Origin of the sequence: Microbacterium sp. NPDC057944 (genome assembly GCF_042887445.1) — a bacterium.
Classification (GTDB): domain Bacteria; phylum Actinomycetota; class Actinomycetes; order Actinomycetales; family Microbacteriaceae; genus Microbacterium; species Microbacterium natoriense.
In genome coordinates this window covers 395,544-419,071 of the sequence record NZ_JBHVPJ010000002.1, presented here as the reverse complement: position 1 = coordinate 419,071, position 23,528 = coordinate 395,544, and the positions used below count along the sequence as shown (strand labels likewise).

26 protein-coding genes and 4 tRNA genes are annotated in these 23,528 nt (G+C 68.9%); 10 read left to right on the top strand and 20 right to left on the bottom strand.

From position 1 onward, the window contains the following. Positions 1 to 28: 28 nt before the first annotated feature. From yajC to pdxS, 7 genes are all read right to left on the bottom strand, one after another. On the bottom strand, positions 29 to 427 hold the full coding sequence (gene yajC / locus ACFVRO_RS11415; protein WP_105677360.1) for a preprotein translocase subunit YajC: 399 nt from the start codon (positions 425 to 427) through the stop codon (positions 29 to 31). A gap of 74 nt (positions 428 to 501) precedes the next feature. Continuing rightward, positions 502 to 1,527, bottom strand: a complete 1,026-nt coding sequence (gene ruvB, locus ACFVRO_RS11410) for a Holliday junction branch migration DNA helicase RuvB (RefSeq protein WP_105677361.1) — start codon at positions 1,525 to 1,527, stop codon at positions 502 to 504. After that, positions 1,520 to 2,125 (bottom strand): Holliday junction branch migration protein RuvA, encoded by a 606-nt coding sequence (gene ruvA / locus ACFVRO_RS11405; RefSeq protein ID WP_105677362.1) that lies wholly within the window; start codon positions 2,123 to 2,125, stop codon positions 1,520 to 1,522. Before ruvA ends, ruvB begins: the two co-directional genes overlap by 8 nt. A gap of 9 nt (positions 2,126 to 2,134) precedes the next feature. Next, complete coding sequence (gene ruvC, locus ACFVRO_RS11400; RefSeq protein ID WP_386954449.1) at positions 2,135 to 2,707, bottom strand: crossover junction endodeoxyribonuclease RuvC; 573 nt, start codon at positions 2,705 to 2,707, stop codon at positions 2,135 to 2,137. Between the two features lie 60 nt (positions 2,708 to 2,767). After that, positions 2,768 to 3,526, bottom strand: a complete 759-nt coding sequence (locus ACFVRO_RS11395) for a YebC/PmpR family DNA-binding transcriptional regulator (RefSeq protein WP_223586398.1) — start codon at positions 3,524 to 3,526, stop codon at positions 2,768 to 2,770. 62 nt (positions 3,527 to 3,588) lie between these two features. After that, positions 3,589 to 4,188, bottom strand: coding sequence for a pyridoxal 5'-phosphate synthase glutaminase subunit PdxT (gene pdxT / locus ACFVRO_RS11390; protein ID WP_386952330.1), 600 nt, complete (start codon positions 4,186 to 4,188; stop codon positions 3,589 to 3,591). Further along, positions 4,178 to 5,071: a pyridoxal 5'-phosphate synthase lyase subunit PdxS gene (gene pdxS / locus ACFVRO_RS11385; RefSeq protein WP_105677367.1), complete on the bottom strand. Its 894-nt coding sequence runs from the start codon at positions 5,069 to 5,071 to the stop codon at positions 4,178 to 4,180. The genes pdxT and pdxS overlap by 11 nt, the downstream gene beginning before the upstream one ends. A 93-nt stretch (positions 5,072 to 5,164) precedes the next feature. Between pdxS and ACFVRO_RS11380 the strand changes: the two genes are divergently transcribed. Beyond that, positions 5,165 to 6,469, top strand: a complete 1,305-nt coding sequence (locus tag ACFVRO_RS11380; protein ID WP_386952327.1) for an aminotransferase class I/II-fold pyridoxal phosphate-dependent enzyme — start codon at positions 5,165 to 5,167, stop codon at positions 6,467 to 6,469. Positions 6,470 to 6,515: 46 nt separating this feature from the next. Next, positions 6,516 to 7,367, top strand: a complete 852-nt coding sequence (pdxY, locus tag ACFVRO_RS11375; protein ID WP_386952324.1) for a pyridoxal kinase PdxY — start codon at positions 6,516 to 6,518, stop codon at positions 7,365 to 7,367. A 110-nt stretch (positions 7,368 to 7,477) separates the two neighbouring features. Here pdxY and ACFVRO_RS11370 read toward each other — a convergent pair whose 3' ends face one another. Together ACFVRO_RS11370 and thrS are read right to left on the bottom strand one after the other, a co-directional pair. Beyond that, positions 7,478 to 8,026 carry an HIT family protein gene (locus ACFVRO_RS11370; RefSeq protein WP_386952322.1) on the bottom strand — a complete coding sequence of 183 codons (549 nt, stop codon included), beginning with the start codon at positions 8,024 to 8,026 and terminating at the stop codon, positions 7,478 to 7,480. Then, on the bottom strand, positions 8,023 to 10,026 hold the full coding sequence (gene thrS / locus ACFVRO_RS11365; protein ID WP_386952320.1) for a threonine--tRNA ligase: 2,004 nt from the start codon (positions 10,024 to 10,026) through the stop codon (positions 8,023 to 8,025). Before thrS ends, ACFVRO_RS11370 begins: the two co-directional genes overlap by 4 nt. 118 nt (positions 10,027 to 10,144) lie before the next feature. Between thrS and ACFVRO_RS11360 the strand changes: the two genes are divergently transcribed. After that, a complete protein-coding gene (locus ACFVRO_RS11360; protein ID WP_386952317.1) occupies positions 10,145 to 11,497 on the top strand; it encodes a cryptochrome/photolyase family protein in 1,353 nt (450 codons plus the stop codon). Between the two features lies 1 nt (position 11,498). Here the strand turns inward: ACFVRO_RS11360 and ACFVRO_RS11355 are convergent, their stop codons facing one another. Beyond that, entirely contained in the window at positions 11,499 to 11,858 is a 360-nt protein-coding gene (locus tag ACFVRO_RS11355; protein ID WP_386952315.1) for a YnfA family protein, read from the bottom strand. 106 nt (positions 11,859 to 11,964) lie between these two features. On the opposite strand from ACFVRO_RS11355, the gene ACFVRO_RS11350 reads away from it, so the two are divergent. Continuing rightward, complete coding sequence (locus ACFVRO_RS11350; protein WP_386952313.1) at positions 11,965 to 13,593, top strand: hypothetical protein; 1,629 nt, start codon at positions 11,965 to 11,967, stop codon at positions 13,591 to 13,593. A gap of 10 nt (positions 13,594 to 13,603) precedes the next feature. Here ACFVRO_RS11350 and ACFVRO_RS11345 read toward each other — a convergent pair whose 3' ends face one another. The 3 genes from ACFVRO_RS11345 to ACFVRO_RS11335 form a co-directional block, all read right to left on the bottom strand. Further along, complete coding sequence (locus ACFVRO_RS11345) at positions 13,604 to 14,371, bottom strand: head GIN domain-containing protein (RefSeq protein WP_386952310.1); 768 nt, start codon at positions 14,369 to 14,371, stop codon at positions 13,604 to 13,606. 85 nt (positions 14,372 to 14,456) lie between these two features. Continuing rightward, entirely contained in the window at positions 14,457 to 15,122 is a 666-nt protein-coding gene (locus ACFVRO_RS11340; RefSeq protein WP_386952307.1) for a response regulator, read from the bottom strand. Beyond that, the gene (locus ACFVRO_RS11335; RefSeq protein WP_386952305.1) at positions 15,110 to 16,273 is read right to left on the bottom strand and encodes a sensor histidine kinase; all 1,164 of its coding nucleotides are present in this window, start codon (positions 16,271 to 16,273) and stop codon (positions 15,110 to 15,112) included. The genes ACFVRO_RS11340 and ACFVRO_RS11335 overlap by 13 nt, the downstream gene beginning before the upstream one ends. A 165-nt stretch (positions 16,274 to 16,438) precedes the next feature. On the opposite strand from ACFVRO_RS11335, the gene ACFVRO_RS11330 reads away from it, so the two are divergent. After that, complete coding sequence (locus ACFVRO_RS11330) at positions 16,439 to 17,386, top strand: alpha/beta fold hydrolase (RefSeq protein ID WP_386952302.1); 948 nt, start codon at positions 16,439 to 16,441, stop codon at positions 17,384 to 17,386. A gap of 32 nt (positions 17,387 to 17,418) precedes the next feature. Continuing rightward, positions 17,419 to 17,817: a hypothetical protein gene (locus ACFVRO_RS11325; RefSeq protein ID WP_386952299.1), complete on the top strand. Its 399-nt coding sequence runs from the start codon at positions 17,419 to 17,421 to the stop codon at positions 17,815 to 17,817. Between the two features lie 67 nt (positions 17,818 to 17,884). Here the strand turns inward: ACFVRO_RS11325 and ACFVRO_RS11320 are convergent, their stop codons facing one another. The 5 genes from ACFVRO_RS11320 to ACFVRO_RS11300 form a co-directional block, all read right to left on the bottom strand. After that, the gene (locus ACFVRO_RS11320) at positions 17,885 to 18,796 is read right to left on the bottom strand and encodes a restriction endonuclease (protein WP_386952296.1); all 912 of its coding nucleotides are present in this window, start codon (positions 18,794 to 18,796) and stop codon (positions 17,885 to 17,887) included. Between the two features lie 171 nt (positions 18,797 to 18,967). Continuing rightward, positions 18,968 to 19,228: a hypothetical protein gene (locus ACFVRO_RS11315; protein ID WP_386952294.1), complete on the bottom strand. Its 261-nt coding sequence runs from the start codon at positions 19,226 to 19,228 to the stop codon at positions 18,968 to 18,970. A 165-nt stretch (positions 19,229 to 19,393) separates the two neighbouring features. Further along, positions 19,394 to 19,465: transfer RNA gene (locus ACFVRO_RS11310), tRNA-Val, on the bottom strand. A 25-nt stretch (positions 19,466 to 19,490) separates the two neighbouring features. Then, positions 19,491 to 19,561 (bottom strand) — tRNA-Cys (locus tag ACFVRO_RS11305). A gap of 53 nt (positions 19,562 to 19,614) precedes the next feature. Further along, positions 19,615 to 19,687: transfer RNA gene (locus tag ACFVRO_RS11300), tRNA-Gly, on the bottom strand. Between the two features lie 153 nt (positions 19,688 to 19,840). Here ACFVRO_RS11300 and ACFVRO_RS11295 point away from each other — a divergent pair. Further along, positions 19,841 to 19,916: transfer RNA gene (locus ACFVRO_RS11295), tRNA-Val, on the top strand. Between the two features lie 245 nt (positions 19,917 to 20,161). Continuing rightward, complete coding sequence (locus ACFVRO_RS11290) at positions 20,162 to 20,446, top strand: GIY-YIG nuclease family protein (protein ID WP_386952291.1); 285 nt, start codon at positions 20,162 to 20,164, stop codon at positions 20,444 to 20,446. A 55-nt stretch (positions 20,447 to 20,501) separates the two neighbouring features. Here the strand turns inward: ACFVRO_RS11290 and ACFVRO_RS11285 are convergent, their stop codons facing one another. After that, complete coding sequence (locus tag ACFVRO_RS11285; RefSeq protein WP_386952289.1) at positions 20,502 to 20,888, bottom strand: SPW repeat protein; 387 nt, start codon at positions 20,886 to 20,888, stop codon at positions 20,502 to 20,504. Positions 20,889 to 20,982: 94 nt separating this feature from the next. Between ACFVRO_RS11285 and ACFVRO_RS11280 the strand changes: the two genes are divergently transcribed. Next, positions 20,983 to 21,624, top strand: a complete 642-nt coding sequence (locus tag ACFVRO_RS11280) for a Pr6Pr family membrane protein (protein ID WP_386952286.1) — start codon at positions 20,983 to 20,985, stop codon at positions 21,622 to 21,624. A 131-nt stretch (positions 21,625 to 21,755) separates the two neighbouring features. After that, positions 21,756 to 22,916, top strand: coding sequence for a DUF1611 domain-containing protein (locus ACFVRO_RS11275; RefSeq protein ID WP_386952284.1), 1,161 nt, complete (start codon positions 21,756 to 21,758; stop codon positions 22,914 to 22,916). Here the strand turns inward: ACFVRO_RS11275 and ACFVRO_RS11270 are convergent. Beyond that, positions 22,882 to 23,475, bottom strand: a complete 594-nt coding sequence (locus ACFVRO_RS11270) for a type II toxin-antitoxin system PemK/MazF family toxin (protein WP_386952276.1) — start codon at positions 23,473 to 23,475, stop codon at positions 22,882 to 22,884. The genes ACFVRO_RS11275 and ACFVRO_RS11270 overlap by 35 nt on opposite strands. Positions 23,476 to 23,528 lie beyond the last annotated feature (53 nt).

Below are 23,528 nucleotides of genomic sequence, written 5' to 3'. Positions count from 1 at the left end.
CGGTGCGGCGCCATGGTCCTGAGGAGGATTACTTGTCGTCCGCGTCGCGCTCGAGACGCGCGCGCGTCTCCTCGGCCGTCTCGATGCCGGGAGCGGCGTCAGCGGCGGGCGTCTCGTCGACGGCATCCGTCACGTCGTCCGCGATGGCGTCCTTGGGCTCGACGACCCGCAGGATCGCCTGGCTGTGCACCTCGATGATCGTGCCGGGTGCGATCTCCACCAGAGCCGGCTCGTCCAGGTCGATCGGGTCGTAGGCCACGATCGTCCCGAAGATGCCGCCCTGGAGCAGGACCTTGGCGCCGGGGACGGTCTTCGTCGCCTTGGCCTCCTGGTCGGCCTTCATCTGCCTCTGACGCTTGCGGGTGTTGACGAACATGAAGATGATCAGCACCGCGAGGATCGGGAGCATGATGAGTGTGGGATCCATCGCGGATGCCTTTCAGTCGCGCACACGCCGACGACGGCGTGCACCAGGGGGGATCGGAAGGAAGTCTTCAGCGATTATAGGTGATCGAACAGTCCGTCTTCGGTGCGACGGGCGACGCCGAGGTGCGCGTAGGCCTCCGGCATGGCGATCCGACCCCGCGGAGTGCGACCGAGGAAGCCGATCCGCACGAGGTACGGCTCCACGACGCTCTCCACGGTCTCGGCCTCCTCGCCGACCGCGACGGCGAGCGTGCTGAGACCGACGGGGCCGCCTTTGAACCGGCGGACCAGCGCTTCCAGCACTGCTCTGTCGAGGCGGTCGAGGCCGATCGAGTCGACGTCGTAGAGCTCGAGGGCCGCGCGGACGCCGGAGAGGGTCGCCTCTCCCCCGCCGTGCACGAGTGCATAGTCGCGGACGCGCCGGAGGAGGCGGTTCGCGATGCGGGGGGTGCCACGGGAGCGCCGTGCGATCTCGGCGAGGGAGTCGGAGGGCAGATCGACTCCGAGTACGCGAGCGGATCGGTCGATCACGCGCTCCAGCTCGGACTCGTCGTAGAACTCGAGGTGGCCGGTGAAGCCGAAGCGGTCCCGGAGCGGGTTCGGGAGCAGACCGGAGCGGGTCGTCGCGCCGACGAGGGTGAACGGGGCGAGCTCCAGGGGGATGCTCGTGGCCCCGGCGCCCTTGCCGACCATGATGTCGATGCGGAAGTCCTCCATCGCGAGGTACAGCATCTCCTCGGCCGAGCGCGCCATGCGGTGGATCTCGTCGATGAAGAGGACCTCGCCGGGGGTCAGGCTCGACAGCAGGGCGGCCAGGTCACCGGCGTGCTGGATCGCCGGACCGCTGGAGAGCCGCAGAGGACGCCCGCTCTCGTGGGCGACGATCATGGCCAGGGTGGTCTTGCCGAGCCCTGGGGGGCCCGCGAGCAGGATGTGGTCGGCCGGGCGGCTCTGGATGCCGGCGGCGTCCAGCAGCAGCTGCAGCTGGCCGCGGACCTTCTGCTGACCGACGAAGTCGCTGAGGCTGGTCGGTCGCAGCGCGCCCTCGATGGCGAGCTCGGTCTCGTCGACCGGCTCGGTCGCGTCGCGCGCGTCAGACACGCGCCGGCCCCAGCATCGCGAGGGTGCGGCGCAGGAGCGACGCGACGGACGAGCGCTCCGCCTCCGAGGCGTCGGCGGCCGTCTGGGTCGCCGCCTCGACGGCGACCTTCTCGGACCAGCCGAGTCCGATGAGCGCCGCCGCGACCTGATCGATCACGTCGACTCCCCCGGCGGCGGGCTTCCTGGCCGGGCTCCCGACGGGAGCCACCTTGCCCGCGAGCTGCACGACGATCAGTTTGGCGGTCTTCGGACCGATGCCGGACACGCGGCGGAACGGCGCGTCGTCCTCCGCGGTGACGGCCTCGGCGATCTGGTCGACCGTGAGGTGCGAGAGGACGCCGAGCGCGGACTTCGGTCCGACCCCGGTGACGCTGATGAGCAGCCCGAAGACCTCCAGTTCGCTGCGATCCGCGAACCCGTAGAGCGACAGGGCGTCCTCACGGACGATGAGACTCGTGTGCAGCATCAGCCGCTCCCCGATCGCGGCGGTGTGCGCGACATCGGCGGGGACGGCGACGGAGAACCCGACTCCTCCGACTTCGATGACGACCTGGTCCGGCGTCGTGTGCAGGACGATGCCGTGCAGCGAGGAGATCATCTCACCAGTCTAGGCACCGGATCGTACATACGTTCGAGCGACACGCTCGGCATCCGCCCAGGCCTTCTGCGCGGGCGTCAGCACGTCCTGCCCCGGCGCTCCCGCGGCCCCTCGGCGCCAGGCATGGCACAGCGCGATCGCGAGCGCGTCGGCGGCGTCGGCGGGCTGCGGAGGGGCGTCGAGACGGAGGATGCGGGCGATCATCGCCTGCACCTGTCGCTTGTCGGCGGAACCGTAGCCCGTGACCGCGGCCTTCACCTCGCTCGGCGTGTGGGTCGCCGCAGGAAGACCGGCCTCAGCCGCCAGCAGGAGCGCGACACCGCTCGCCTGCGCGGTGCCCATCACCGTGTGGCTGTTCTGCTGAGCGAACACGCGCTCGACGGCGACCGCGTCAGGGCGGTGCGCCGCGATCACCTCGCGGATGCCGGCGGCCACCGTCGCGAGCCGTTCGCCGATCGGCGCGTCGACGGCGGAGCGGATCACGCCGACGTGCACGAGCGTCCCTCGACGGGCGCGGTCGACGTCGACGACGCCGACACCGCACCGGGTCAGACCGGGGTCGATGCCGAGGACGCGCAACATGGAGGAGGTCACCTCTCCAGGCTATGCGCGGTCAGCGGCGCCGGCTGCCCGGCGCGCCCGTCACTCGTCGTTCTCGAGCTCCGCCTGCACCTCGGCCGACAGGTCGAAGTTGCTGAACACGTTCTGCACGTCTTCGCTGTCCTCGAGGGCGTCGATCAGTCGGAAGATCTTGCGCGCCGTGTCGGCGTCGATCTCGACCTTGAGGTTCGGGACGAACTCGACGTCGGCCGACTCGTACTCGATGCCCGCGTCGACGAGGGCCGAGCGCACCGAGACCATGTCGGTCGGCTCGGTCACGATCTCGAAGCCCTCGGCGTGCGGCTCGATCTCCTCGGCGCCCGCCTCGAGCGCCGCCATCATGACGTCGTCTTCGGTGGTGCCCTCAGAGCTCACCACGATGACACCCTTGCGGCTGAAGTTGTACGCCACGCTGCCGGGGTCGGCGAGGGTGCCGCCGTTGCGGCTGAGCGCGGTGCGCACCTCGGCCGCCGCACGGTTCTTGTTGTCGGTCAGACACTCGATCATGAGGGCGACGCCGTTGGGTCCGTAGCCTTCGTACATGATCGAGGTGTACTCGACGGCCTCGCCGCCGATACCGGCGCCGCGCTTGATGGCGCGATCGATGTTGTCCTTCGGGACGGAGGTCTTCTTCGCCTTGAGGACGGCGTCGAACAGCGTCGGGTTGCCCTGCAGGTCGGCGCCGCCGAGCTTGGCCGCGACCTCGATGTTCTTGATGAGCTTCGCCCACGACTTCGCACGCCGCGAATCGATGATCGCCTTCTTGTGCTTGGTCGTGGCCCACTTGGAATGCCCGGACATAAGTCTCCCGCTCGTCGAATCCGCCCGGGCGCCTGGCCCAGGGCATCGTCCAGTCTAACGAATCACGCCGCGCGCGCCGCGACCCGATCGAGGAAGCGCGCGTGGAAGCGGCTCTCCCCCGTGATCTCCGGGTGGAAGCTGAGCCCGAGGAGACCGCCCTGCTCGACGGCGACGACGCGGCCGTCCGGCAGTGCGGCGAGGACGGATGCCGCCTCTCCGACGCTCTCGACCACCGGTCCGCGGATGAACGCCGCCTTCACGGACCCCGTGCCGAGCTCGGGAACATCGAGCTCCGCCTCGAAGGACTCGACCTGGCGGCCGAAGGCGTTGCGTCGGACGACGACGTCGAGCCCGCCGAACGACTCCTGTCCGTCGATCGCGTCGACCACGGCATCCGCCAGCATGATGAGACCGGCGCAGGTGCCGAGCACCGGCATCCCTGCGGCGATCGCCTCGCGGATGGGCTGCTGCAGACCGAAGATCCGAGAGAGCTTGTCGATCACGCTCGACTCGCCGCCGGGGATCACAAGCCCCGACACCGTCGCGAGTTCCTCCGGACGGCGCACGAGCACGACCTCGGCGCCGAGACCGGCGAGCAGGGCGGCGTGCTCGCGCACGTCGCCCTGCAGCGCGAGCACGCCGACCTTCGGGCTACCAGCCACGCTCGGCGAGGCGGTGCGGGGCGGGGAGGTCGGAGACGTTGATGCCGACCATGGCTTCGCCGAGTCCGCGGGACACCTCGGCGATGACCTTCGGGTCGTCGAAGAACGTCGTGGCCTTGACGATGGCCTTCGCGCGCTCTGCGGGGTTGCCCGACTTGAAGATGCCGGAGCCGACGAAGACGCCGTCGGCACCGAGCTGCATCATCATGGCGGCATCCGCGGGAGTGGCCACGCCGCCCGCCACGAACAGCACGACGGGGAGCTTTCCGGTCTCGGCGATCTCGGCGACCAGCTCGTACGGCGCCTGCAGCTCCTTGGCGGCGACGAACAGCTCGTCCTTCGGGAGCGCGGTGAGCGCGGCGATCTCGCCGCGGATCTTGCGGATGTGCTTCATCGCCTCGGAGACGTCTCCGGTGCCCGCCTCGCCCTTGGAGCGGATCATCGCCGCGCCCTCGTTGATGCGGCGCAGCGCCTCGCCGAGGTTGGTGGCGCCGCACACGAAGGGCACCGTGAAGCCGTACTTGTCGATGTGATTGACATAGTCGGCCGGGGAGAGCACCTCGGACTCGTCGATGTAGTCGACGCCCAGCTCCTGCAGCACCTGCGCTTCGACGAAGTGGCCGATGCGAGCCTTGGCCATGACCGGGATCGAGACCGCGTCGATGATGCTGTCGATCATGTCGGGGTCGCTCATGCGCGACACGCCGCCCTGGGCGCGGATGTCGGCGGGAACGCGCTCGAGGGCCATCACGGCGACGGCGCCGGCGTCTTCGGCGATCTTCGCCTGCTCGGCGGTGACGACGTCCATGATGACGCCGCCCTTGAGCATCTCGGCGAGCCCGCGCTTGACGCGCGAGGATCCGGTGGTGGTCTGTTCGGTCATAAGGGGCTCCTGTCAGGATGAACCAAAGCTCGTTTTGATCTATGTCAAAAGATAGCACTGTCCGGAACGACCTAGAATCGGTCACGAGGACTCATGACGGACATCACAGGGAGCACAGCGGCGGAGATCGCCGACAGCGTGCGCGGGCTGCGCGACCGCGGCCTGCTGCGTGCGGGCAGCGTCCTGCCTCCGGTGCGCGAGCTCGCCTCGACCCTCGGCGTCAATCGCAACACGGCGGTCGCCGCGTATCGTCAGCTGGCCCAGGCGGGACTCGTGGTGTCGCGTGGCCGCGCGGGGACCGTCGTCGCCGGACACGAGTCCGTCGCCCAGGAGGGGTACGCCGCCGACACGGTGCTCCGCGATGTCGGGACCGGAAACCCGGATCCTCGGCTGATCCCGGACCCATCCCCCGCGCTCGCCACCCTTGCCGGCCGCCCGGTGCTCTACGGAGAGCCCGTGATCGACCGCGGGCTCGACGAGTGGGCGCACGACTGGGTCGCCGCAGACCTCGGCGACGCCGACTTCCGCATCACGATCACCAGCGGTGCCGTGGATGCCGTGGAGCGCCTGCTCGCGCAGGCTCTCATGCGCGACGACGCCGTCGCGCTCGAGGATCCGTGCTTCCTGGCCAGCATCCACACCGTCCGGCTCGGCGGATACCGAGCCGTCCCCGTGCCCGTCGACGAGGAGGGCATGACGGTCGACGGTCTGCGGGCCGCACTCGACGCCGGCGTCCGCGCGGTGATCTGCACACCGCGCGCGCAGAACCCCACCGGGGCCAGCCTCAGCGCCCGCCGAGCGGCGGAGCTGCGCACCGTGCTCGCCGCGCACCCGTACGTGCTGATCATCGAGGACGATCACTTCTCGATGCTGTCGCGCCGCCCCTACGAGACCCTGATCGGCCCCGCGCATCGACGGTTCGCGCTCGTGCGCTCGGTCTCGAAGTTCCTGGGTCCCGACATGTGCCTGGCCGTGGCGGCGACCGATCCCGAGACCGCAGAGCGTCTCGCGATGCGGCTGAGCCCCGGCACCACCTGGGTGAGCCACCTACTGCAGCGCCTGACCCTCGCGCAGCTGACCGACGAGACCGTGGCAGCGCGGATCGCGGCGGCATCCGAGCACTACGCGGCCAGGAACGACGACTTCGCGACGCGCCTGCGAGAGTACGGCATCGAGGCCGCTGCATCAGACGGACTCAGCCTGTGGGTCGCCCTGCCGATCGCCGCGCGCACGGTCGCCGAGCGCCTCATGCGGCGCGGCTGGCTGGCCCGCACAGGTGACGACTTCGCTCTCGACGACAGGGCAGAGCCGTCGCGCCACCTGCGCCTCACCGTGCACGATCTCTCCGATGACGATGCGGCGACGCTCGTCACCGACCTCGTCGCGGCAGTGCGATGATCCACCCCCGCGGTCTCCGGCCCGCTCTGAACGAAAGGATCGGAGAATGAAGGTCCTCTCCATCCAGTCCGCCGTCGCATACGGCCACGTCGGCAACTCGGCGGCGGTCTTCCCGCTGCAGCGCATCGGCGTCGAGGTGCTCCCGGTCTACACGGTGAACTTCTCCAACCACACCGGCTACGGCGCCTGGCGCGGCCCGCTCATCGCGCCGGCCGACGTCGCCGAGGTCATCACCGGCATCGAGGAGCGCGGCGTCTTCGGCGAGATCGACGCGGTGCTCAGCGGCTACCAGGGCGGAGAGGGCATCGGCGACGTCATCATCGACGCCGTGGCCCGAGTCAAGGCCGCCAACCCGGAGGCCGTCTACGCGTGCGATCCGGTGATGGGGAACGCAAAGTCCGGATGCTTCGTCGCTCCCGCAATTCCGATTCTGCTCCGCGAGAAGGTCGTCCCCGTGGCCGACATCATCACGCCGAACCAGTTCGAGCTGGGCTTCCTCACCGAGACCGAGCCCGACACGCTGGAGTCGACTCTCGCCTCCGTCGACCTCGCGATGGCCATGGGCCCCTCGACCGTGCTGGTCACCAGCGTCGAGCGACCCGACCGCGAAGAGGGGACGATCGAGATGCTCGTCGCCGACGCGACCGGTGCGTGGATCGTCCAGACCCCGCGCCTTCCGATGAAGGCCAACGGCTCCGGCGACGTCACCGCCGCACTGTTCACCGCCCACTACGTGCAGACCCGCAGCGCGCAGACGGCGCTGGAGCGCACGGCGTCGAGCGTGTTCGACCTGCTGTCGTTGACCCTCGAGTCGGGCGAACGCGAGCTGCAGCTCATCGAGGCGCAGGAGTTCTACGCGAACCCGCGACTCCAGTTCACCGCACGCCAGGTGCGCTGAGGCGCGGACGATACCGCGCTTCGTCTCGCTGCGCTCGCTCGCTCAGCGACCGGACTCCCGCGTCTGGTCGTTGAGCGAGGAGCGCAGCGACGAGACGAAACGTGTGCGGCTCAGGCGGAGGGCCAGGCGTTCGCGACGGCCAAGCGCACCTCGCCGAGCAGCTGCGGCAGCGCCTTCGTCTTGGCGATGATCGGGAAGAAGTTGGCGTCCGACGTCCATCGCGGCACCACGTGCTGGTGCAGATGGGCGTCGACGCCGGCCCCGGCGACGGCGCCCTGGTTCATGCCCAGGTTGAAGCCGTCGCAGCGTGACACCTCGCGCAGCACGCGCATCGCGGTCTGGGTGAGGGCGCCGATCTCGGCGACCTCCTCCGGCGTCGCCTGATCGTAGGTCGCGATGTGCCGGTACGGGCACACGAGCATGTGGCCGGAGTTGTACGGGAACAGGTTCAGCAGCACATAGGCGGTCTCGCCCCGTGCCACGATCAGCCTCTCCGCGTCCGGGTGCTTCGGCGCCTCGCAGAACGGGCACTCCTCGCGCAGCGGCTCCGGGCCCGCCTGGATGTACGCCATCCGGTGCGGTGTCCACAGCCTCTGGAACTCGTCGGGGACGCCGGCCAGATGACCGGCGTCCTCCAACGACTCTGGACCCGAGGTCACGCCAGGTCCCCTGCTTTCAGAACCAGCGCGTGCGAGGAGATCGCCGCGGTGATCCGGCGCACGGCATCCGCCACCGGCACGCCGTTCTCCTGCGTGCCGTCGCGGAAGCGGAACGAGACCGTACCAGCGGCCCTGTCCTGCTCGCCGACGATGAGGATCACGGGGACCTTCGCCGTCGTGTGGTTGCGGATCTTCTTCTGCATGCGGTCGTCGGAGTGGTCGACGTCTGCGCGCACTCCCGCCGCGCGCAGCTGGCCGATCACATCGTCGAGGTAGTCGCCGTACTGCTCGGCCACCGGGATGCCGACGACCTGGCTCGGCGCCAGCCACAGCGGGAAGTCTCCCGCGTAGTGCTCGAGGAGGATCGCGAAGAAGCGCTCGACCGAACCCAGCAGGGCGCGGTGGATCATCACCGGACGGTGCTTCTGCCCGTCGGATCCGGTGTACTCGAGCTCGAAGCGATCGGGCTGGTTGAAGTCCAGCTGGATCGTCGACATCTGCCAGGTGCGGCCGATCGCGTCGCGCGCCTGCACCGAGATCTTGGGACCGTAGAAGGCCGCGCCGCCGGGATCGGCGACGAGCTCGAGGCCGGATGCGACGGCGACCTCGCGCAGGGTCTCGATGGCCGTGGCCCACTGCTCGGGCTCTCCGAGGAACTTCGGGTTCCCCTCCTCGTTCGTGGACAGCTCGAGGTAGAAGTCGTTGAGCCCGTAGTCGCGCAGGAGGTCCAGGACGAGGTTCAGGTTGGTGGTGAGCTCCTCCTTGACCTGATCCTGGGCCACGTAGATGTGCGCGTCATCCTGCGTCAGCCCTCGGACGCGGGTCAGGCCGGACAGGGTGCCGCTCTTCTCGTATCGGTAGACGGTGCCGAACTCGGCGAGCCGCAGCGGCAGCTCGCGGTACGAGCGTCCACGTGAACGGAAGACGAGGTTGTGGAACGGGCAGTTCATCGGCTTCAGGTAGTAGTCCTGCCCCTGCCGCGTGATGTTCCCCTCCTCGTCGACGATCTCGTCGAGGTGCATCGGAGGGAACATGCCGTCGGCGTACGTCTGCAGGTGACCCGACGTCATGAAGAGATCCTTCTTCGTGATGTGCGGGCTGTTCACGAGGTCGTACCCGTTGCGCAGCAGATGACGGCGCAGGTTCTCCTCGATCTCGTAGCGGATGATGCCGCCCTTCGGGTGGAACACCGCGAGACCGGAGCCGATCTCGTCGGGGAAGGAGAACAGGTCCATCTCCGCGCCGAGCTTGCGGTGGTCCCGACGCTCGGCCTCGGCGAGGCGCTCCTGATACGCGCGCAGCTCGTCCTTGGACGGCCACGCCGTGCCGTAGATGCGCTGCAGCTGCGGGTTCTTCTCGCTGCCGCGCCAGTACGCGGCGGCGATGCGGGTGAGGTCCCAGCCATTACCGATCATCCGCGTGTTGGGCAGGTGCGGCCCGCGGCAGAGGTCCTTCCAGACGACCTCGCCGTCTCGGGTCGTGTTGTCGTAGATCGTGAGCTCGCCCTCGCCGACCTCGACTGACGCGCCCTCGGCCGCGTCGGCGTTCGAGCCCTTGAGACCGATGAGCTCGAGCTTGAACGGCTCATCGGCGAGTTCGGCGCGCGCCTCATCGTCGGTGACGACGCGGCGCACGAAGCGCTGGCCCTCGCGGACGATGCGCTGCATCTCCTTGGTGATGGCCTTGATGTCTTCGGGGGTGAAAGGCGTGTCCACGCCGAAGTCGTAGTAGAACCCGTCGGTGATGGGCGGGCCGATGCCGAGGTTCGCCTGCGGATTGATGCGCTGCACCGCCTGGGCGAGCACGTGCGCGGCCGAGTGACGCAGGATGTTCAGCCCGTCGGGGCTGTCGATGGTGACGGGCTCGACCTCGTCGACGTCGGTCACGGTGGCGGCGAGGTCCTTGAGGACGCCGCCGACGCGCATCGCGACGACGGATCGGTCAGAGAACAGGGCGAAGCCGTCTTTCGGCTGGGCGTTTTCAGGCACTGAGCACTCCATCTGGGTCAGGAATCCAGGCTACCCGCACGACCGGGTGCTTCAGACCGCTCTCGCCCTCGGAATCGGGCGAACCGTGGGCAGCTCCGCGGTGAAGAGCACGCAGAGGGGACAATGAGATATGCCCTCTCCCACGATCGTCTGGCTGCGCGATGATCTCCGAATCGCGGACAATCCCGCCCTGCTCGCGGCCTCGCGCCGCGGGGAGCCGACCATCGCGCTGTACGTGCTCGATGAGGAGTCTCCCGGTGTCCGCGCTCTGGGAGGGGCCGCTCGCTGGTGGCTGCACCACTCGCTGGCGTCGTTGGCGGAGCGGCTCGGCGAGAAGGGCGTGCCCCTGGTGCTGAGGCGAGGCCCCGCGTCACGGGTCGTCGAGGATGTGGTTCGGGAGAGCTCCGCCGGCGCCGTGTACTGGAACAGGCGCTACGGGGCGGCCGAGCGCGACATCGACAGCGCCCTGAAGTCCTCCCTGCGCGAGGCCGGTCTTCTGGTCGAGTCCTTCTCGGCGTCGCTTCTGCACGAGCCGTGGATGGTCAGGACGGGCGGGGGCACCCATTTCTCCGTCTTCACTCCGTTCTGGCGCGCCTGCCAGGCGCTTCCGGCGCCCCGGCATCCGCTGCCGGAACCTGACGACTTCGTCGGAATCCCGCCCGCTCTCGACTCCGACGACATCGCCGGGTGGGCTCTGCGCCCGACGTCCCCTGATTGGGCCGGAGGTCTGCGAGAGACGTGGACACCCGGCGAGCCCGCAGCGATCGACCGCCTCGCTCAGTTCCTGACGGAAGACGTCGACGACTACGAACGCACGCGTGATGAGCCCGCAGCAGGAATGACCTCGCTGCTCTCTCCTCGACTGCGCTGGGGAGAGCTGAGCCCGTTCACCGTGTGGCACAGCGCCGCGGGCGCACCGGGGACAGGGAAGTTCCTCGCAGAGCTCGGATGGCGGGAGTTCGCCTGGCACACCCTCTTCCACTTCCCCGATCTGGCGACCCGCAACCTGCACCCGTCGTTCGACGCCTTCCCCTGGCCGCCGGTCGACGTCGAACAGCTCACCGCGTGGCAGCAGGGGCGCACCGGCGTGCCGCTGGTGGATGCCGGGATGCGGGAGCTCTGGAGCACCGGATTCATGCACAACCGCGTCAGGATGGTGGCCGCCTCATTCCTGGTGAAGAATCTGCTGATCGATTGGCGGATCGGCGAGGAGTGGTTCTGGGACACGCTCGTCGACGCGGACGAGGCCAGCAACCCCTTCAACTGGCAGTGGGTGGCCGGGTCCGGCGCCGATGCCGCGCCCTACTTCCGGGTCTTCAATCCTGAGCTTCAGGCGAAGAAGTTCGATCCGCAGTCCCGCTATGTCGAACGATGGGCCGGGGATTCCCTCCTCACGGCGCCGATCGTCGACCTGGGCACCACGAGGAAAGCGGCTCTCGCGGCCTACGAGCGGATGAAACGAACCTCCGCGGATCTCCCCTGACTCAGAGCGCCGCCGGCTCGCTCGCGCCGCCAGCCGTCGGAGCGAACACGATGATCGCCGCCCCGACCAGCGCGACGGCCGAGCCCACCCAGTCCCATGTCGTGGGCCGGAATCCGTCGACGATGATGCCCCACGCCAGGGAGCCGGCGATGAACACACCGCCGTAACACGCGAGCACTCGCCCGAAGTTCGCATCGGGTTGCAGCGCGGCGATGAACCCGTACGCTCCGAGGGCCATCACGCCGAACACGGCGAACAGCCACCCGCGGTCCTCCTTCACGGCCTGCCAGATCAGCCAGGCGCCGCCGATCTCCGCGACGGCCGCGAGCAGGAACAGGATGCTGATGCGCAGAACGGTCATGCGTTCAGTGTTCCAGGGTTCCCGCGCTCACCGTCCTGATCGATACGGTGATCACGGGGAGCTGATCGCATCCCCGTCTCCCCCACTGCACCCGATAGGCCACGCCATGCGCTCTGTCCGCTCCCGCCCCGCCGCCGTCACCGGCCTTCTCGCCCTCGCGATCATCGCGCTGCCGACGGCCGCGGTCGCCGCGGTCACTCCCTCCGACGACGTGACTCCGGTCGTGGGCGTGTCGCTGGGGCCGTACTTCCCCGGCGAGCCGTCCTGGCCGTCCACCGCATACCCGACCTGGGCGCTGCGCATCGATCTCTCCGACGCCGACCCCGTGCCCGGCGAAGCCACGAACATCGACCTCTCCGCGAATCTCACAGCGGCCGCCGCCCCCGGGACGCTGCGCGATGAAGACGGGGTGGAGCTCGCGACCTTCGCCGTGTCACCCGACGGACACCGCATCACCGTCACGTACTCCGCCGCAGCCGCCGCGGTCGTCGATCTGCAGGCCGAGCTCGCGATCTTCGTCAGCGCCGACTCCGTGGGCCCGGGGAACGACACGCTCACGGCTCAGGCCGCGGCCGACGGCGTCGTGTTCCCGCTCAGCGCCTCCTACACGGGACTCGCCTGGAACCCCGGCGGCACCGTGGGTACGTGGGTCCCGAGCCCGACCGGCTCCCTGCGCTTCCTCGCGCGCTCCGTCGTCGAGGCCGTCCCCGAGTTCGCCGAAGACGGCGGCCAGTGGATCGGAGTGGGCGGCGCGAACGACTGGACCGGAAGACTCGCCCCTGTCAGCGGAACCACCCGGGTGTTCGGGCTGGACGAGCTCCCCGCCGCTCTGGACGGGTTCACGGATCCGGCATCCCTGTGGCAGGACGGCGTCGACTACACGGTGGACGAGCAGGAGACGCACGATGGCGAGCCGGTGTTCGGCGTCACGGTCACCGGTTCGCCCACCGGATACATCGTCGTCGAACAGGCGTACGACCTCGTCTCGGCGGGCCCCTCGCTGTTCGACGCTCCCAACACCGCCCTCCCGCTTCAGGGACGGAAGGTGTTCGGCGCAGGCACCCGTATCGTGACCGGATCGGTCGGCGGGCACCAGGGCGGGGGGAACGGAGTGGGAGGGCTGTCCACTCTCGCCTTCTTCGCCGGCTCGGGCGGAGCGGCCTCCGGTACCCCGATCTCCCCGTCGCTGTCCGTGGACCGCGCAGTGACCCCCGACACCGCCGCCCCCGGAGAGACGACCGGACGGGTCGCCCTCACCATCGCGAACACCGGCAACACCCCCCTCGACGTGAACGTCGCCGACCTCCTCGCCGCGAACGACGCCTCCGTCCTCATCCGCGATGCGGACGCGAGTTCCGGTGCCGTGACGGTGGACGGCAGCGCCGTCCGCTGGACCGGCATCGTCGGCCCCGGCGAGACGCTCGTGGTGACCTACACGTTCCGCGCGACGGCGTCAGGTCCTCGTCCGGGAACCGTCTCCTGGAGCGGGAACGCCCGCGGAGTCGTGCCCCGGAACGCGGAAGAGTCCGTTGAGCCGCCGGTGCCCACCGCAGAGGTCGCCGTCTCCGCACGTCCCGTCGTTCCGGAAGCGCCGACCTCGCCGGGGTCGGGGAGCACTCTCGCGACCACCGGATCGGATGCGCGCGCCGCGCTCGGTCTCGGCGTCCTGGCCGTCCTGCTGGGCGCGGGAGGGGCTGCGCTCCTGGTGAGCTCGCGTACGCGGTCCCGGAGCTGACCTCCGAGGTTCAGCGACGGTACAGCTCCCCCGAGCCGGCGATCCTCTTCGTCACGCTCGGGTCCCCCGCGTAGGAGACGTCTCCGCTCCCGTCGATCACGACATCGAGGGAGAGCCGGGCGTCGACATCGGCGTCCCCCGACCCGGTGACGACCACGCGGGCGCGGTCGCTGCGCAGGGATGCCGCGCTGAACCCACCCGACCCCGCGACCTCGACGTCCTGGGCGGCGGCCGTGCCGTCGATCTCGACGCCCCCGGATCCCGTCATGCGGACGGTCAGCTCGGAGAGCTGGACATCGTCGACGGAGATGCTGCCTGAACCGTCCGCGACGACGGAGGCCGAGTCCGCGACGACGCCTGTGGCCTCGACATCGCCCGAACCCTGCACGTCGATCGAGGGCGCCGTCGCGCCGGTGAAGTCGACCTGCGCGTCGCCCGAGCCTCGCACGTGGAGAGTCTCGAGGGTCGTCACCGTGAGCTCGTAGCGGATCTCGCCGTTCCATCCGATGGGCGTCTTCTCCATGCCGAGGGTCAGCACCCCATCGGAGATCTCAGACGTGAGCTCGCCGATCACGTTCTCCCCTGCGGTGACGCGCAGGGATGGCGTGCTGCCGACGCGCATCGTGAGATCGCCGCTCGTGTCCAGCACCACCTCGCTGATGTCGGTGATCGGTCGGTCCTCGCTCACCCGTGTCCCCGGGTCGAACACCGCGCAACCGGTCAGGGCGGCGGTGACGGCGAGCAGGATGACGGTGGAGGACAGCAGACGGGAGCGCATGGAAGACACGCTACGGAGGCGTCGGGCCGCTGAACAGCTACCGGGGTATGGAACCCGCCTCCCTCTGCGGTACGAGGAGGTCTCGTCAGACGCCGGGAACGACGAGGCCCCATTCATAGGCGAGGATCACGAGCTGTGCGCGGTCGCGGGCTCCCAGCTTCATCATCGTCCGATTCACATGGGTCTTCGCGGTGTGCGGAGAGATCGTCAGGGTCTCAGCGATCTCCTGGTTGGTCAGTCCGCCGGCGACGAGCAGCATCACCTCGCGCTCGCGGTCGGTGAGCGCGTCGAGAAGGATCTGATCCGGGACGCGGGGTGATGCGTCGGCGGCGCGCAGCGAGCGCTCGATGAGGGCGCGTGTCGCAGTGGACGACAGCAGCGAGTCTCCCCGGTCGATCGTGAGCACGGCGCGCACGATCTCCTCCGGCTCGGCGCCCTTGCCGATGAATCCGCTGGCGCCCGCGCGCAGGGCCGCCACCACGTACTCGTCCTCCTCGAAGGTCGTGAGGATCAGCACGCGCGTGCGACCCCCTGCGCCCTCTGCGCAGATCTCGGCCGTCGCGGCGATGCCGTCGAGATCGGGCATCCGGATGTCCATCAGCACCACGTCCGGCGACGCGCGCTCCACGGCGCGCACGGCGTCCCGCCCTGTGGCGACCTCGCCGACCACGAGGATGCCGGCGTCGCCGAGGATGTCGCGGACGGCCTGCCGGATGAGCGGCTGGTCATCGGCGATGATCACGGTGACCATTCGTCATTCCCTCCGTCTGTGGGGAGTCGTACGTCGAGACGGAACACCCCGTCGACGCTCTCCGTCCGGACCGTACCGCGGACGGCTGCGACGCGCTCACGCAGCCCGACGAGCCCGTGACCGCCAGCGGACGCCTCCGGCCCCGGACGCACCTCGTTGCGGACGTCGATGACGAGATCGCCGCCGACGACGTCCAGGCGGACGCGCACGGGACGATCCGCCCCGTGCTTATGGGCGTTGGTGAGACCCTCCAGGAGCACGAGGTAGGCGACGTGATCGTTCGACGGAGACAGCGCGACCCCGGCGGACTCGTCGTGGAGCTCGACGCGCAGCCCCGCGTCCACGAAGCGCGCGATCAGGTCGGCGGCGCCCGCGAGCCCTGTCTGCGGGCGCAGATCACGGGTGTCCTCCGGATCCTCGGAGCGCAGCAGCGCCATCAGGCCCCCGATGTCGGTGAGGACCGTGCGGGACGCACGTCGAATCGTCGTCAGCGCCTCTCTCGCGCGGTCCGGTCGCGATTCCAGTGCCGATGACGCGACACCCGCGTTGAGACTGATCACCGTGATCTGATGCGCGACGACGTCGTGGAGATCGCGCGCGATGCGCACACGCTCCTCCGCGACCCGACGTCTGGCCTCCTCTTCCCGGCCGCGCTCCGCACGTTCCGCACGCTCGGTCATCGCGGCGCCGAACTCGCGACGAGATCGTGTGGCATCGCCGATCGCCCCGGCCAGTGCGATGAAGAACAGGAACTGCAGGGCCCTCGAATCGAAGAACTCGCCGTGCAGCGGGATCGCGTTGGAGACGAAGACGACTCCGACGACCAGCGTCAGCGCGATCAGCCCCACGGTGCGACGCGTGTGCGCGGTGACGGCGAACGCGCTGATCGCCGTCGCGATGAGAGAGCTCGGCGAGAGTACCCCCGTCACCGAGAGGACGACCGCGACGACGACGCTGACGCCCAGTGCCGCGAGCGGCCACCGACGACGGAACGGCATCGCCGCGGCCGGCAGGAGCGCGATCGGGAGCAGCATCCCGGGGACCTGGAAGACCGCCTCCGGGTAAGGCAGCACCGCGAACAGGACGATGACGGCGACGGCGATCACATCCCCGAACGGCGCGGTGAGTCCGGAAGCGGGGCGGGCGGGCATCCTTCCAGTATTCCGCGCGCGGCCGGATCGGGAGTCCGCCCTGAGGATGACTTCCCCGTACTGCGAACGCGGTAGGGAGATGCCTGCGCCGGGGCGATGCCTCGAGCCGGCATCCGAACGACGCTGGAAGGACGGGGCGCACCGTGCGCCGCGGGAGAGGTCCGAATGAAGAAGTCTGTGAAGAGAGTGCTCGTCTCGGTGACCGCCGTCGCCGCGGTGATCGCCGTCGGATTGGCGACGACCACGATCGTGAACGTCGTCGCCACCGACGCCGAACAGGATCGGATCGAGCCCTACGGCCAGCTCGTCGAGGTCGACGGACGCCACATGAACGTGGCCATCAGCGGCAAGGGCGACGAGACCATCGTGCTCCTCCCCGGGTTCGGCACGGCGTCCCCCGCGCTCGATTTCGCGCCTCTCGTCGATGACCTGTCGGCGGATCACCGCGTCGTCGTGGTCGAGCCGTTCGGCTACGGCCTGAGCGACGGCACGGACCGCGAACGGACCACGGCGAACATCGTCTCCGAGGTGCACGAGGCTCTGGACGAGCTCGACATCGACCGGTATGTGCTGATGGGGCACTCGATCGCCGGGGTGTACGGCATCGAACTCGCACGTCGCTATCCCGACGAGGTCCAGGCGTTCGTCGGTATCGACTCCAGTGTGCCCGGTCAGCCCCGAACGGACACCGCGTTCCCCATCGGCCTGCTCGGCGCCGCCAAGAACCTCGGGCTCATCCGCCTTGTCGCCACGTCCGCCACGGGCTACGAGGAGGACGTGTACTCCGAAGAGGTGCGCGAGCAGCTGGTGATGCTCTCCAACCGGAACTCGCTGAGTGCGACGTATCTCGATGAGATGTCCCACATCCGCACGAACTTCGCTGACGCGCTCGGCACCGGATTCGCCCCGGCGCTGCCGCTGCTGCTCTTCGTCGTGGAGCACAACGAGGAGGTCCCGGAGTGGCGGGAACTGCACGAGAAGCAGGCTGCGAGCGTCGATGACGGAACGGTGATCGTCCTCGACGGCTCGCACTATCTGCACCACACGCAGTCGCCGCGGATCGCTGAAGAGTTCCGTACATGGGAGGCGGCTCGATCGGCACAGGTCGGCTGAGCTCGCCGGCGGGCACCGGATAGCGTGGGCACATGGTCAGGACTGCTGCACGATGGATGCTCGCGCTGGTGCTCGCCGCGGCCGGCGCCGCGCATCTCGTCCGCACTCGGGGCTTCCGGATCGTCGTCCCGGACTGGGCGACGCGGGTCTCGCGCCTCGACAAGGACACGATCGTCGTCGCCTCGGGGGCGGCGGAGCTCGCGCTGGCTGCCGGTCTCGTCGCCCTCCCCCGCGAGCGCCGCAGGATGGGCTGGGCCGTGGCGGGGTTCTTCGTCGCCGTGTTCCCCGGGAACGTGCACCAGTGGCGTACGCGCCGCTCCGCACCCGGCCTCGACACGGATGCCCGCCGGCTCTGCCGTCTCTTCCTGCAGCCGCTGCTCGTGCTCTGGGCGCTCTGGGCGACCGCCGAGGATCTCGGCCCGCTCCGTTGACTCCGAGTGTCCCGCCTGGGGTTTCGGCAGTGTGCGCACCCAGAAGCGTCGTACGTCGCGCGTCGGCTCAGGCGAAGAAGTCCTCGTCAATCTCGACGACCTTGTACGTCTCGCGCACCTGGACCCCGACGCCGTAACGGATCATCAGGCTCGTGAGCCGCGCACCGTCTATGAGGATGACGCGCATGGGGACGCCTTCGGCATAGGTGCGCGCCCCCTCGGAGAACCGGCTAGTCGTGATGAAGACGCCGCTGTCCGCCTTTCCGCTGAGAGCCCCGACGAAGCCCTGCACGTCGGGACGCTGGACGACGTTGTGGTCGGCATAGCGCTTCGCCTGGATGTAGACGCGGCTGAGCCCGAGCACATCCTGATCGATGACCCCGTCGATCCCGCCGTCGTTGCTCCGCTGGGTCACGCTGCCGCCGCCGGTCGTTCCGCCGTACCCCATGGCGAGCAGCAGTTCCACGACGGCCTGCTCGAAGAATCCGGGTTCCTTGCCCTGGAGTCGTTGGAGGAGCTCGGCGGCGACCTCCTCATCGATGCGAGCGATACCGCTCTGCACCTGCTCGATCGGGGTCATCGACTCGCCGTCGACCGCCGCGACGGTATCGCTGGGCTTCGCCCGCTCGGTCTTCTCGTAGAGGCGGATCGGCGATTCCGGGTCGGCACCGAGCGCACGGATGTCGCGCTCGCGGATGCCGTCGGGAAAGGAGCCGATGAGCTGGCGGCCGGCGTCTGTGATCGTGTAATGGCCCCGCTTCGGCCGTGCGAGCGCACCGACGTTGGTGAGGAACGAGACCGCCCAGCCGATGCGGTTCTCGTACTTGACCTGACTGCCCGACGGCAGCATCTCCTGCTTCTGAGACTCCGTCAGCCCCGCCGAGTCTGCGACCAGCGGCTGGAACTCCCGCCAATGCCTGACGATCCCGTCGTCGAGAACGCGAAGCGTCGGGATCATGAAGCCTTCCCAGTTCGGCATCTGCTCAGTCACTTCATGCCCTCCACGGGACTACATCCTGTCTTTGCGCTCCAGCCCAGGTCGGGCCAGCACATGATTCGAGTGTACGAACTTCACCCAAGGTGCCCACGACACAGCTCACGGACACGGTGCAGTGTCTTCCCACCGGGTACGCGAGACGCATGGCCGGGCTTACACGTCCTCAATAGGGAGAACGCCCGTGAACGCGAGTACAGGCATGACCACGCCGAGGATCATGAAAGTCACCCCGCCGATCCGGTACCACACGAGGATCGCTGTCCGCGGGGCAAGTCTCTCGCGAAGTCGGTTCGCGACACGGGAGCGTGCCATCTGCGCGATGTACACATCTGCAGGCACCTCAGGTTTGAAGGCGAAGAGCGCCCCGATCGCGAGAGCGCCGATGCTCCAGACAGTGAGGAAGACGTAGACCACGGGCATGATCGTAGCGCGGAGCTCCCCGTCCTCTCGCCGCGCGAGATCATCGCGTGCCCTCCGATCCACGGCCGTTGCGTCGACCTCGATCCGAGCTCCCCGCCGGGTCACCCTCGAAGGCCTGGGAACGCAAAAACCCCCGGATGAACCGGGGGTTTTCATCTGTGCGCGATACTGGGATCGAACCAGTGACCTCTTCCGTGTCAGGGAAGCGCGCTACCGCTGCGCCAATCGCGCCCGTTGGGGCTATTCAGTTTCTGAGAGGTGGCGACGGGATTCGAACCCGTGTAAACGGCTTTGCAGGCCGGTGCCTAGCCGCTCGGCCACGCCACCGTGTGGATTGACCCCACGTGCGGAAGGCCCTCCGAAGAAGGCCCCTGCACTTGAGCGGATGACGAGACTCGAACTCGCGACCCCAACCTTGGCAAGGTTGTGCGCTACCAACTGCGCTACATCCGCGTTGTTCCCGGGTTGTTGCCCCGAGCACTTGATAAACATTAGCCGACGATCGGCGGTTGTCAAAACCAGACCCGAATCTCGCGCGTGTCCCGCGATCTGGTCAACAGGGCCTCCGACGGTCGGGTAGTATCGGTTGACGTACCCCACGGGTATGGGCGATTGGCGCAGTTGGTAGCGCGCTTCCTTCACACGGAAGAGGTCATCGGTTCGAGTCCGGTATCGCCCACCACAGAACCCCGCAGAGCTTCGGCTCCGCGGGGTTTCTTCGTCTCACAGCGGCCGAAGCTCCGACCGGGTCGGCCTCGGGTGTCGGAGCCCACGACTACCGTTCACACCGTGTCAGACCTTCCTCCACTGCCCGGGCCTTGCGGACTCTGCGGGGGTCTGCGCGGCACGCGGCGCGAAGGTTCCCTGATCTGCGCCGACTGCGGCTGGCGCTACGGAGACGCACCTGACCCCGACCTGCCTCTTCCCGTGATCGAAGTGGTCTACTACCTCCGATACGACCGCCGGGTGAAGATCGGCACGAGCCGGAGGCCACGGCAGCGCCTCGCGAGCATCCGGCACGACGAGCTCCTCGCCTTCGAACAGGGAGGCAGGGACCTCGAACAGCAGCGACATCGAGAGTTCGCCTCGGCCAGGGAGGGCGGCGAGTGGTTCACCCTGACCGACGAGGTGAGAGCGCATATCGCGGCTCTGCGCGAACGGGGCGAGCCGTGGACGCTCTACGCCCGCTGGCTGAGCGATGCCCTTCGGTGACCTCACACGCCGATGACGGCGCCACCGGACAGGTCCGGCAGCGCCGTCGTCGCTCTCACGCGTGAGCCGCAGAGACCTTCGCGCGGGCCGGCTGGGGTTGCGAGAACAGCACGACCACGATCACCGCGACGCCGACCACGACGTGCGGCAGCCAGACGTTGAGCGCCTGTCCCGAGAAGCCGAACAGCCACGGCGACAGTGCGAGGAACAGGCTCGCCACGATGTCGAACACGAGGTGGACGGGCATCGGGATGAACCCGAACGGACCCCACTCGTACTTGGTGAAGAGGCTGTAGACGATGAGCCCGATTCCGAGCACGATCGGGATGACGACGGCAGCGCCCCCGACGCTGGAGAAGCCGAACAGCCACGGTGCGGCGATCAACGCCACGCCGACGATGTAGTCGAGGGCACCGTGGACCTTGGTGGGGATGAAACGCATGATTCCTCCTTAGCTGCGCCGCGGATCGCGACTCACAGCTGGTTCGGAGCGCAGGGGGAAACGGATTGCCGCCTTCCCCGCATAGCCTGGGGACGTGCCCGAGATCCGCCCCGCCTCTCGCCCCGTCGCCATCGCACGCATGCTCGTCGGGGCCGTCGTCATCGGCATCCTGATCTACACGTATGCGATCGGCATCCCGGCACAGGGCGCGAATCCGTTCGACTACTTCGGCTACTTCACGAACCTCACCAGCCTGCTGACCGGCCTGATCCTGATCGCGAGCGGGGCTGCGGCGGCAGTCCCGCGCACGGTGCCGGACTGGATGCCGCAGGCGCGCGGCGCGGCCGTCACCTGCATGATCATCGTCGCGCTGATCTACAACCTCATCGTCCCGGGCACAGGAACCGCTCCCGCATGGGTCAGCATCACGCTGCACCTCGTCTTCCCCGTGCTGCTGGTGCTGGACTGGCTCCTCGTCGGCGATCGGCCGCCGCTGCCCTGGAGGCGGCTCTGGATCGTCCTCCCCTATCCGCTGACCTGGCTCGTCGTGACGCTCGTCCGCGGCGCGACGGACGGATGGGTCCCGTACGGATTCCTCCTTCCCGAACGGGGCGCCGCGCAGCTCGCGGCCACCGCCGGAGGCCTGCTGCTCGCCCTCCTCGCCGCGGCCGCACTGGTCTGGACGATGAGTCGTCAGCGCGGGGTCGCCACGGCGTCGACCGGGTTCGCGGGGTAGTCCCAGGCTCGACTGCTACGGTGACCGGGTCGGCACCTCGTCGACGTCAGGGAAGACTTCTTGTCGACCAACGGGCCCCACCGGCCATTTCGTTCTCCGTCGCCTCCTCTGGGTGATCCTAGGAGCGCGCCATGCCCGCCCATTCCCTTTCCGACCCGATCGACTCCTCTGCGCTCGACTGGGCGCTCCCCGCGACGCTTCCCGCCGGTTCGACGGCCGTGGTGTACTGCGAGGGACAGTTCGGCGAGCAGGACGGCAAGACCGCCAACGGGCTCGTGCGCCACTCCGAGAAGTACGAGATCCTCAGCGTCATCGACAGCACACGCGCGTTCCAGGACACGGGTGCGTTCCTCGACGGCGCGGACAACGGCATCCCGATCCTCGCGAATCTCGCCCAGGCGATCGTCAACGCCGGGCGGGTGCCCGACTACCTCATCTGCGGTGTCGCCCCCGCCGACGGGCTCATCTCCCCCGCCGTGCGCCGGGCACTGCTCGACGGCATCTCGCGAGGCATGCACATCGTCAGCGGCCTGCACGAGTTCCTCGGCGACGATGCCGAGTTCGTCTCGGCGAGCATCGCCGCAGGAGCCACCATCACCGATGTGCGCCGCCCGCGCGACAAGAAGGACCTCCACCTCTTCTCCGGTCGGATCTTCGACGTGACCTGCCCTCGGATCGCGATCCTCGGCACCGACGGCGCCATCGGCAAGCGGACCACCGCGACGCTCCTCGTCCGCGCCCTCACCGACGCCGGCATCCGGGCGGTCCTCGTCGGCACCGGCCAGACCACGATCATCCAGGGCGGACGCTACGGTGTCGCCCTCGACGCACTCGTGCCGCAGTTCTGCTCGGGCGAGGTCGAGAACCAGGTCGTCGCGGCCTTCGAGGGCGAAAATCCCGACGTGATCATCGTCGAAGGACAGGGCGCACTCAGCCACCCCGCGTACCTGACCTCGGCGCACATCCTCCGGGGAAGCCGCCCCGAAGCCGTCATCGTGCAGCACGCACCGGCCCGCAAGACGCTCGGAGACTTCCCGATGGTCGCGATGCCGTCCGTCGCGAGCGAGGTGGCGCTTATCGAGTCGTTCGCCGACACCCGCGTGATCGGCATCACGGTCAACCACGAGGATCTCACCGCTCCCCAGCTCGCCGCTGCGATCGACGAGATCGAAGGGGAGCTCGGCATCCCCGCCACCGATCCGCTCACGAGGCCGGCGAGCGAGCTCGTGGAGATGGTGCTTCAGGCCTTCCCCGCGCTCAGCCCTCAGCTCGCCAGCCGTAACGCCGGCTGAGCGCGCCGGCGACCCGGCCGAAACGGACCTTGTCCAGGACGGCGGCTTCGCGCCTCAGCCCGCGCTCGTGGACGCTGTACAACTGCTCGATGTCGACCCACGATTCCCTGCCCTGCGAGTCCCAGGAGCCGGAGCCGATCGACAGGAAGTCCCTGTCCCGTTCGTGCGCCTTGCTGGTCATCCGCACCGCGTACACGCGGTCCGATGACTGGCGGCCGATCACGAGCACCGGCCGGTCCTTGCCCCTGCCGTCGTTCTCCTCATAGGGCACCCAGGTCCAGATGACCTCGCCGGCGTCCGGAGCGCCGTCACGTGCCGGCGCATAGGAGATCCGCAGGTCGCGGATGCGCTCCGGATCGATGCGCACGGTGTCGGTGCCCGCGGCCTGCCCCGGCTCGACGACATGCCCGGAATCCGCGGAGCCGGTGCGCTCGGCATCCGTCTTCAGGCGCGCCCTCGGGCGTGTCGGAGAGCCCTGGGAGGGGGTTCGTCGCCCGGATCCCACCGCCTTGAGGAGGATCTCGAGGATCGAGGTCAGGATGCCGTTGCCATTGCCCACAGGGTCACCCTATCCGCTGCCGCTCCACGCCAGCGCACGCCGGAAGGGCGTCT

Excerpts from the sequence above, each read along its gene's own strand:
- yajC (WP_105677360.1), bottom strand. The coding sequence starts at position 427 with ATGGATCCCACACTCATCATGCTCCCGATCCTCGCGGTGCTGATCATC.
- ruvA (WP_105677362.1), bottom strand. The coding sequence starts at position 2,125 with ATGATCTCCTCGCTGCACGGCATCGTCCTGCACACGACGCCGGACCAG.
- ruvC (WP_386954449.1), bottom strand. The coding sequence starts at position 2,707 with ATGTTGCGCGTCCTCGGCATCGACCCCGGTCTGACCCGGTGCGGTGTC.
- ACFVRO_RS11395 (WP_223586398.1), bottom strand. The coding sequence starts at position 3,526 with ATGTCCGGGCATTCCAAGTGGGCCACGACCAAGCACAAGAAGGCGATC.
- pdxS (WP_105677367.1), bottom strand. The coding sequence starts at position 5,071 with ATGACCGAACAGACCACCACCGGATCCTCGCGCGTCAAGCGCGGGCTC.
- ACFVRO_RS11380 (WP_386952327.1), top strand. The coding sequence starts at position 5,165 with ATGACGGACATCACAGGGAGCACAGCGGCGGAGATCGCCGACAGCGTG.
- pdxY (WP_386952324.1), top strand. The coding sequence starts at position 6,516 with ATGAAGGTCCTCTCCATCCAGTCCGCCGTCGCATACGGCCACGTCGGC.
- thrS (WP_386952320.1), bottom strand. The coding sequence starts at position 10,026 with ATGGAGTGCTCAGTGCCTGAAAACGCCCAGCCGAAAGACGGCTTCGCC.
- ACFVRO_RS11360 (WP_386952317.1), top strand. The coding sequence starts at position 10,145 with ATGCCCTCTCCCACGATCGTCTGGCTGCGCGATGATCTCCGAATCGCG.
- ACFVRO_RS11355 (WP_386952315.1), bottom strand. The coding sequence starts at position 11,858 with ATGACCGTTCTGCGCATCAGCATCCTGTTCCTGCTCGCGGCCGTCGCG.
- ACFVRO_RS11350 (WP_386952313.1), top strand. The coding sequence starts at position 11,965 with ATGCGCTCTGTCCGCTCCCGCCCCGCCGCCGTCACCGGCCTTCTCGCC.
- ACFVRO_RS11345 (WP_386952310.1), bottom strand. The coding sequence starts at position 14,371 with ATGCGCTCCCGTCTGCTGTCCTCCACCGTCATCCTGCTCGCCGTCACC.
- ACFVRO_RS11340 (WP_386952307.1), bottom strand. The coding sequence starts at position 15,122 with ATGGTCACCGTGATCATCGCCGATGACCAGCCGCTCATCCGGCAGGCC.
- ACFVRO_RS11335 (WP_386952305.1), bottom strand. The coding sequence starts at position 16,273 with ATGCCCGCCCGCCCCGCTTCCGGACTCACCGCGCCGTTCGGGGATGTG.
- ACFVRO_RS11330 (WP_386952302.1), top strand. The coding sequence starts at position 16,439 with ATGAAGAAGTCTGTGAAGAGAGTGCTCGTCTCGGTGACCGCCGTCGCC.
- ACFVRO_RS11325 (WP_386952299.1), top strand. The coding sequence starts at position 17,419 with ATGGTCAGGACTGCTGCACGATGGATGCTCGCGCTGGTGCTCGCCGCG.
- ACFVRO_RS11320 (WP_386952296.1), bottom strand. The coding sequence starts at position 18,796 with ATGCCGAACTGGGAAGGCTTCATGATCCCGACGCTTCGCGTTCTCGAC.
- ACFVRO_RS11285 (WP_386952289.1), bottom strand. The coding sequence starts at position 20,888 with ATGCGTTTCATCCCCACCAAGGTCCACGGTGCCCTCGACTACATCGTC.
- ACFVRO_RS11275 (WP_386952284.1), top strand. The coding sequence starts at position 21,756 with ATGCCCGCCCATTCCCTTTCCGACCCGATCGACTCCTCTGCGCTCGAC.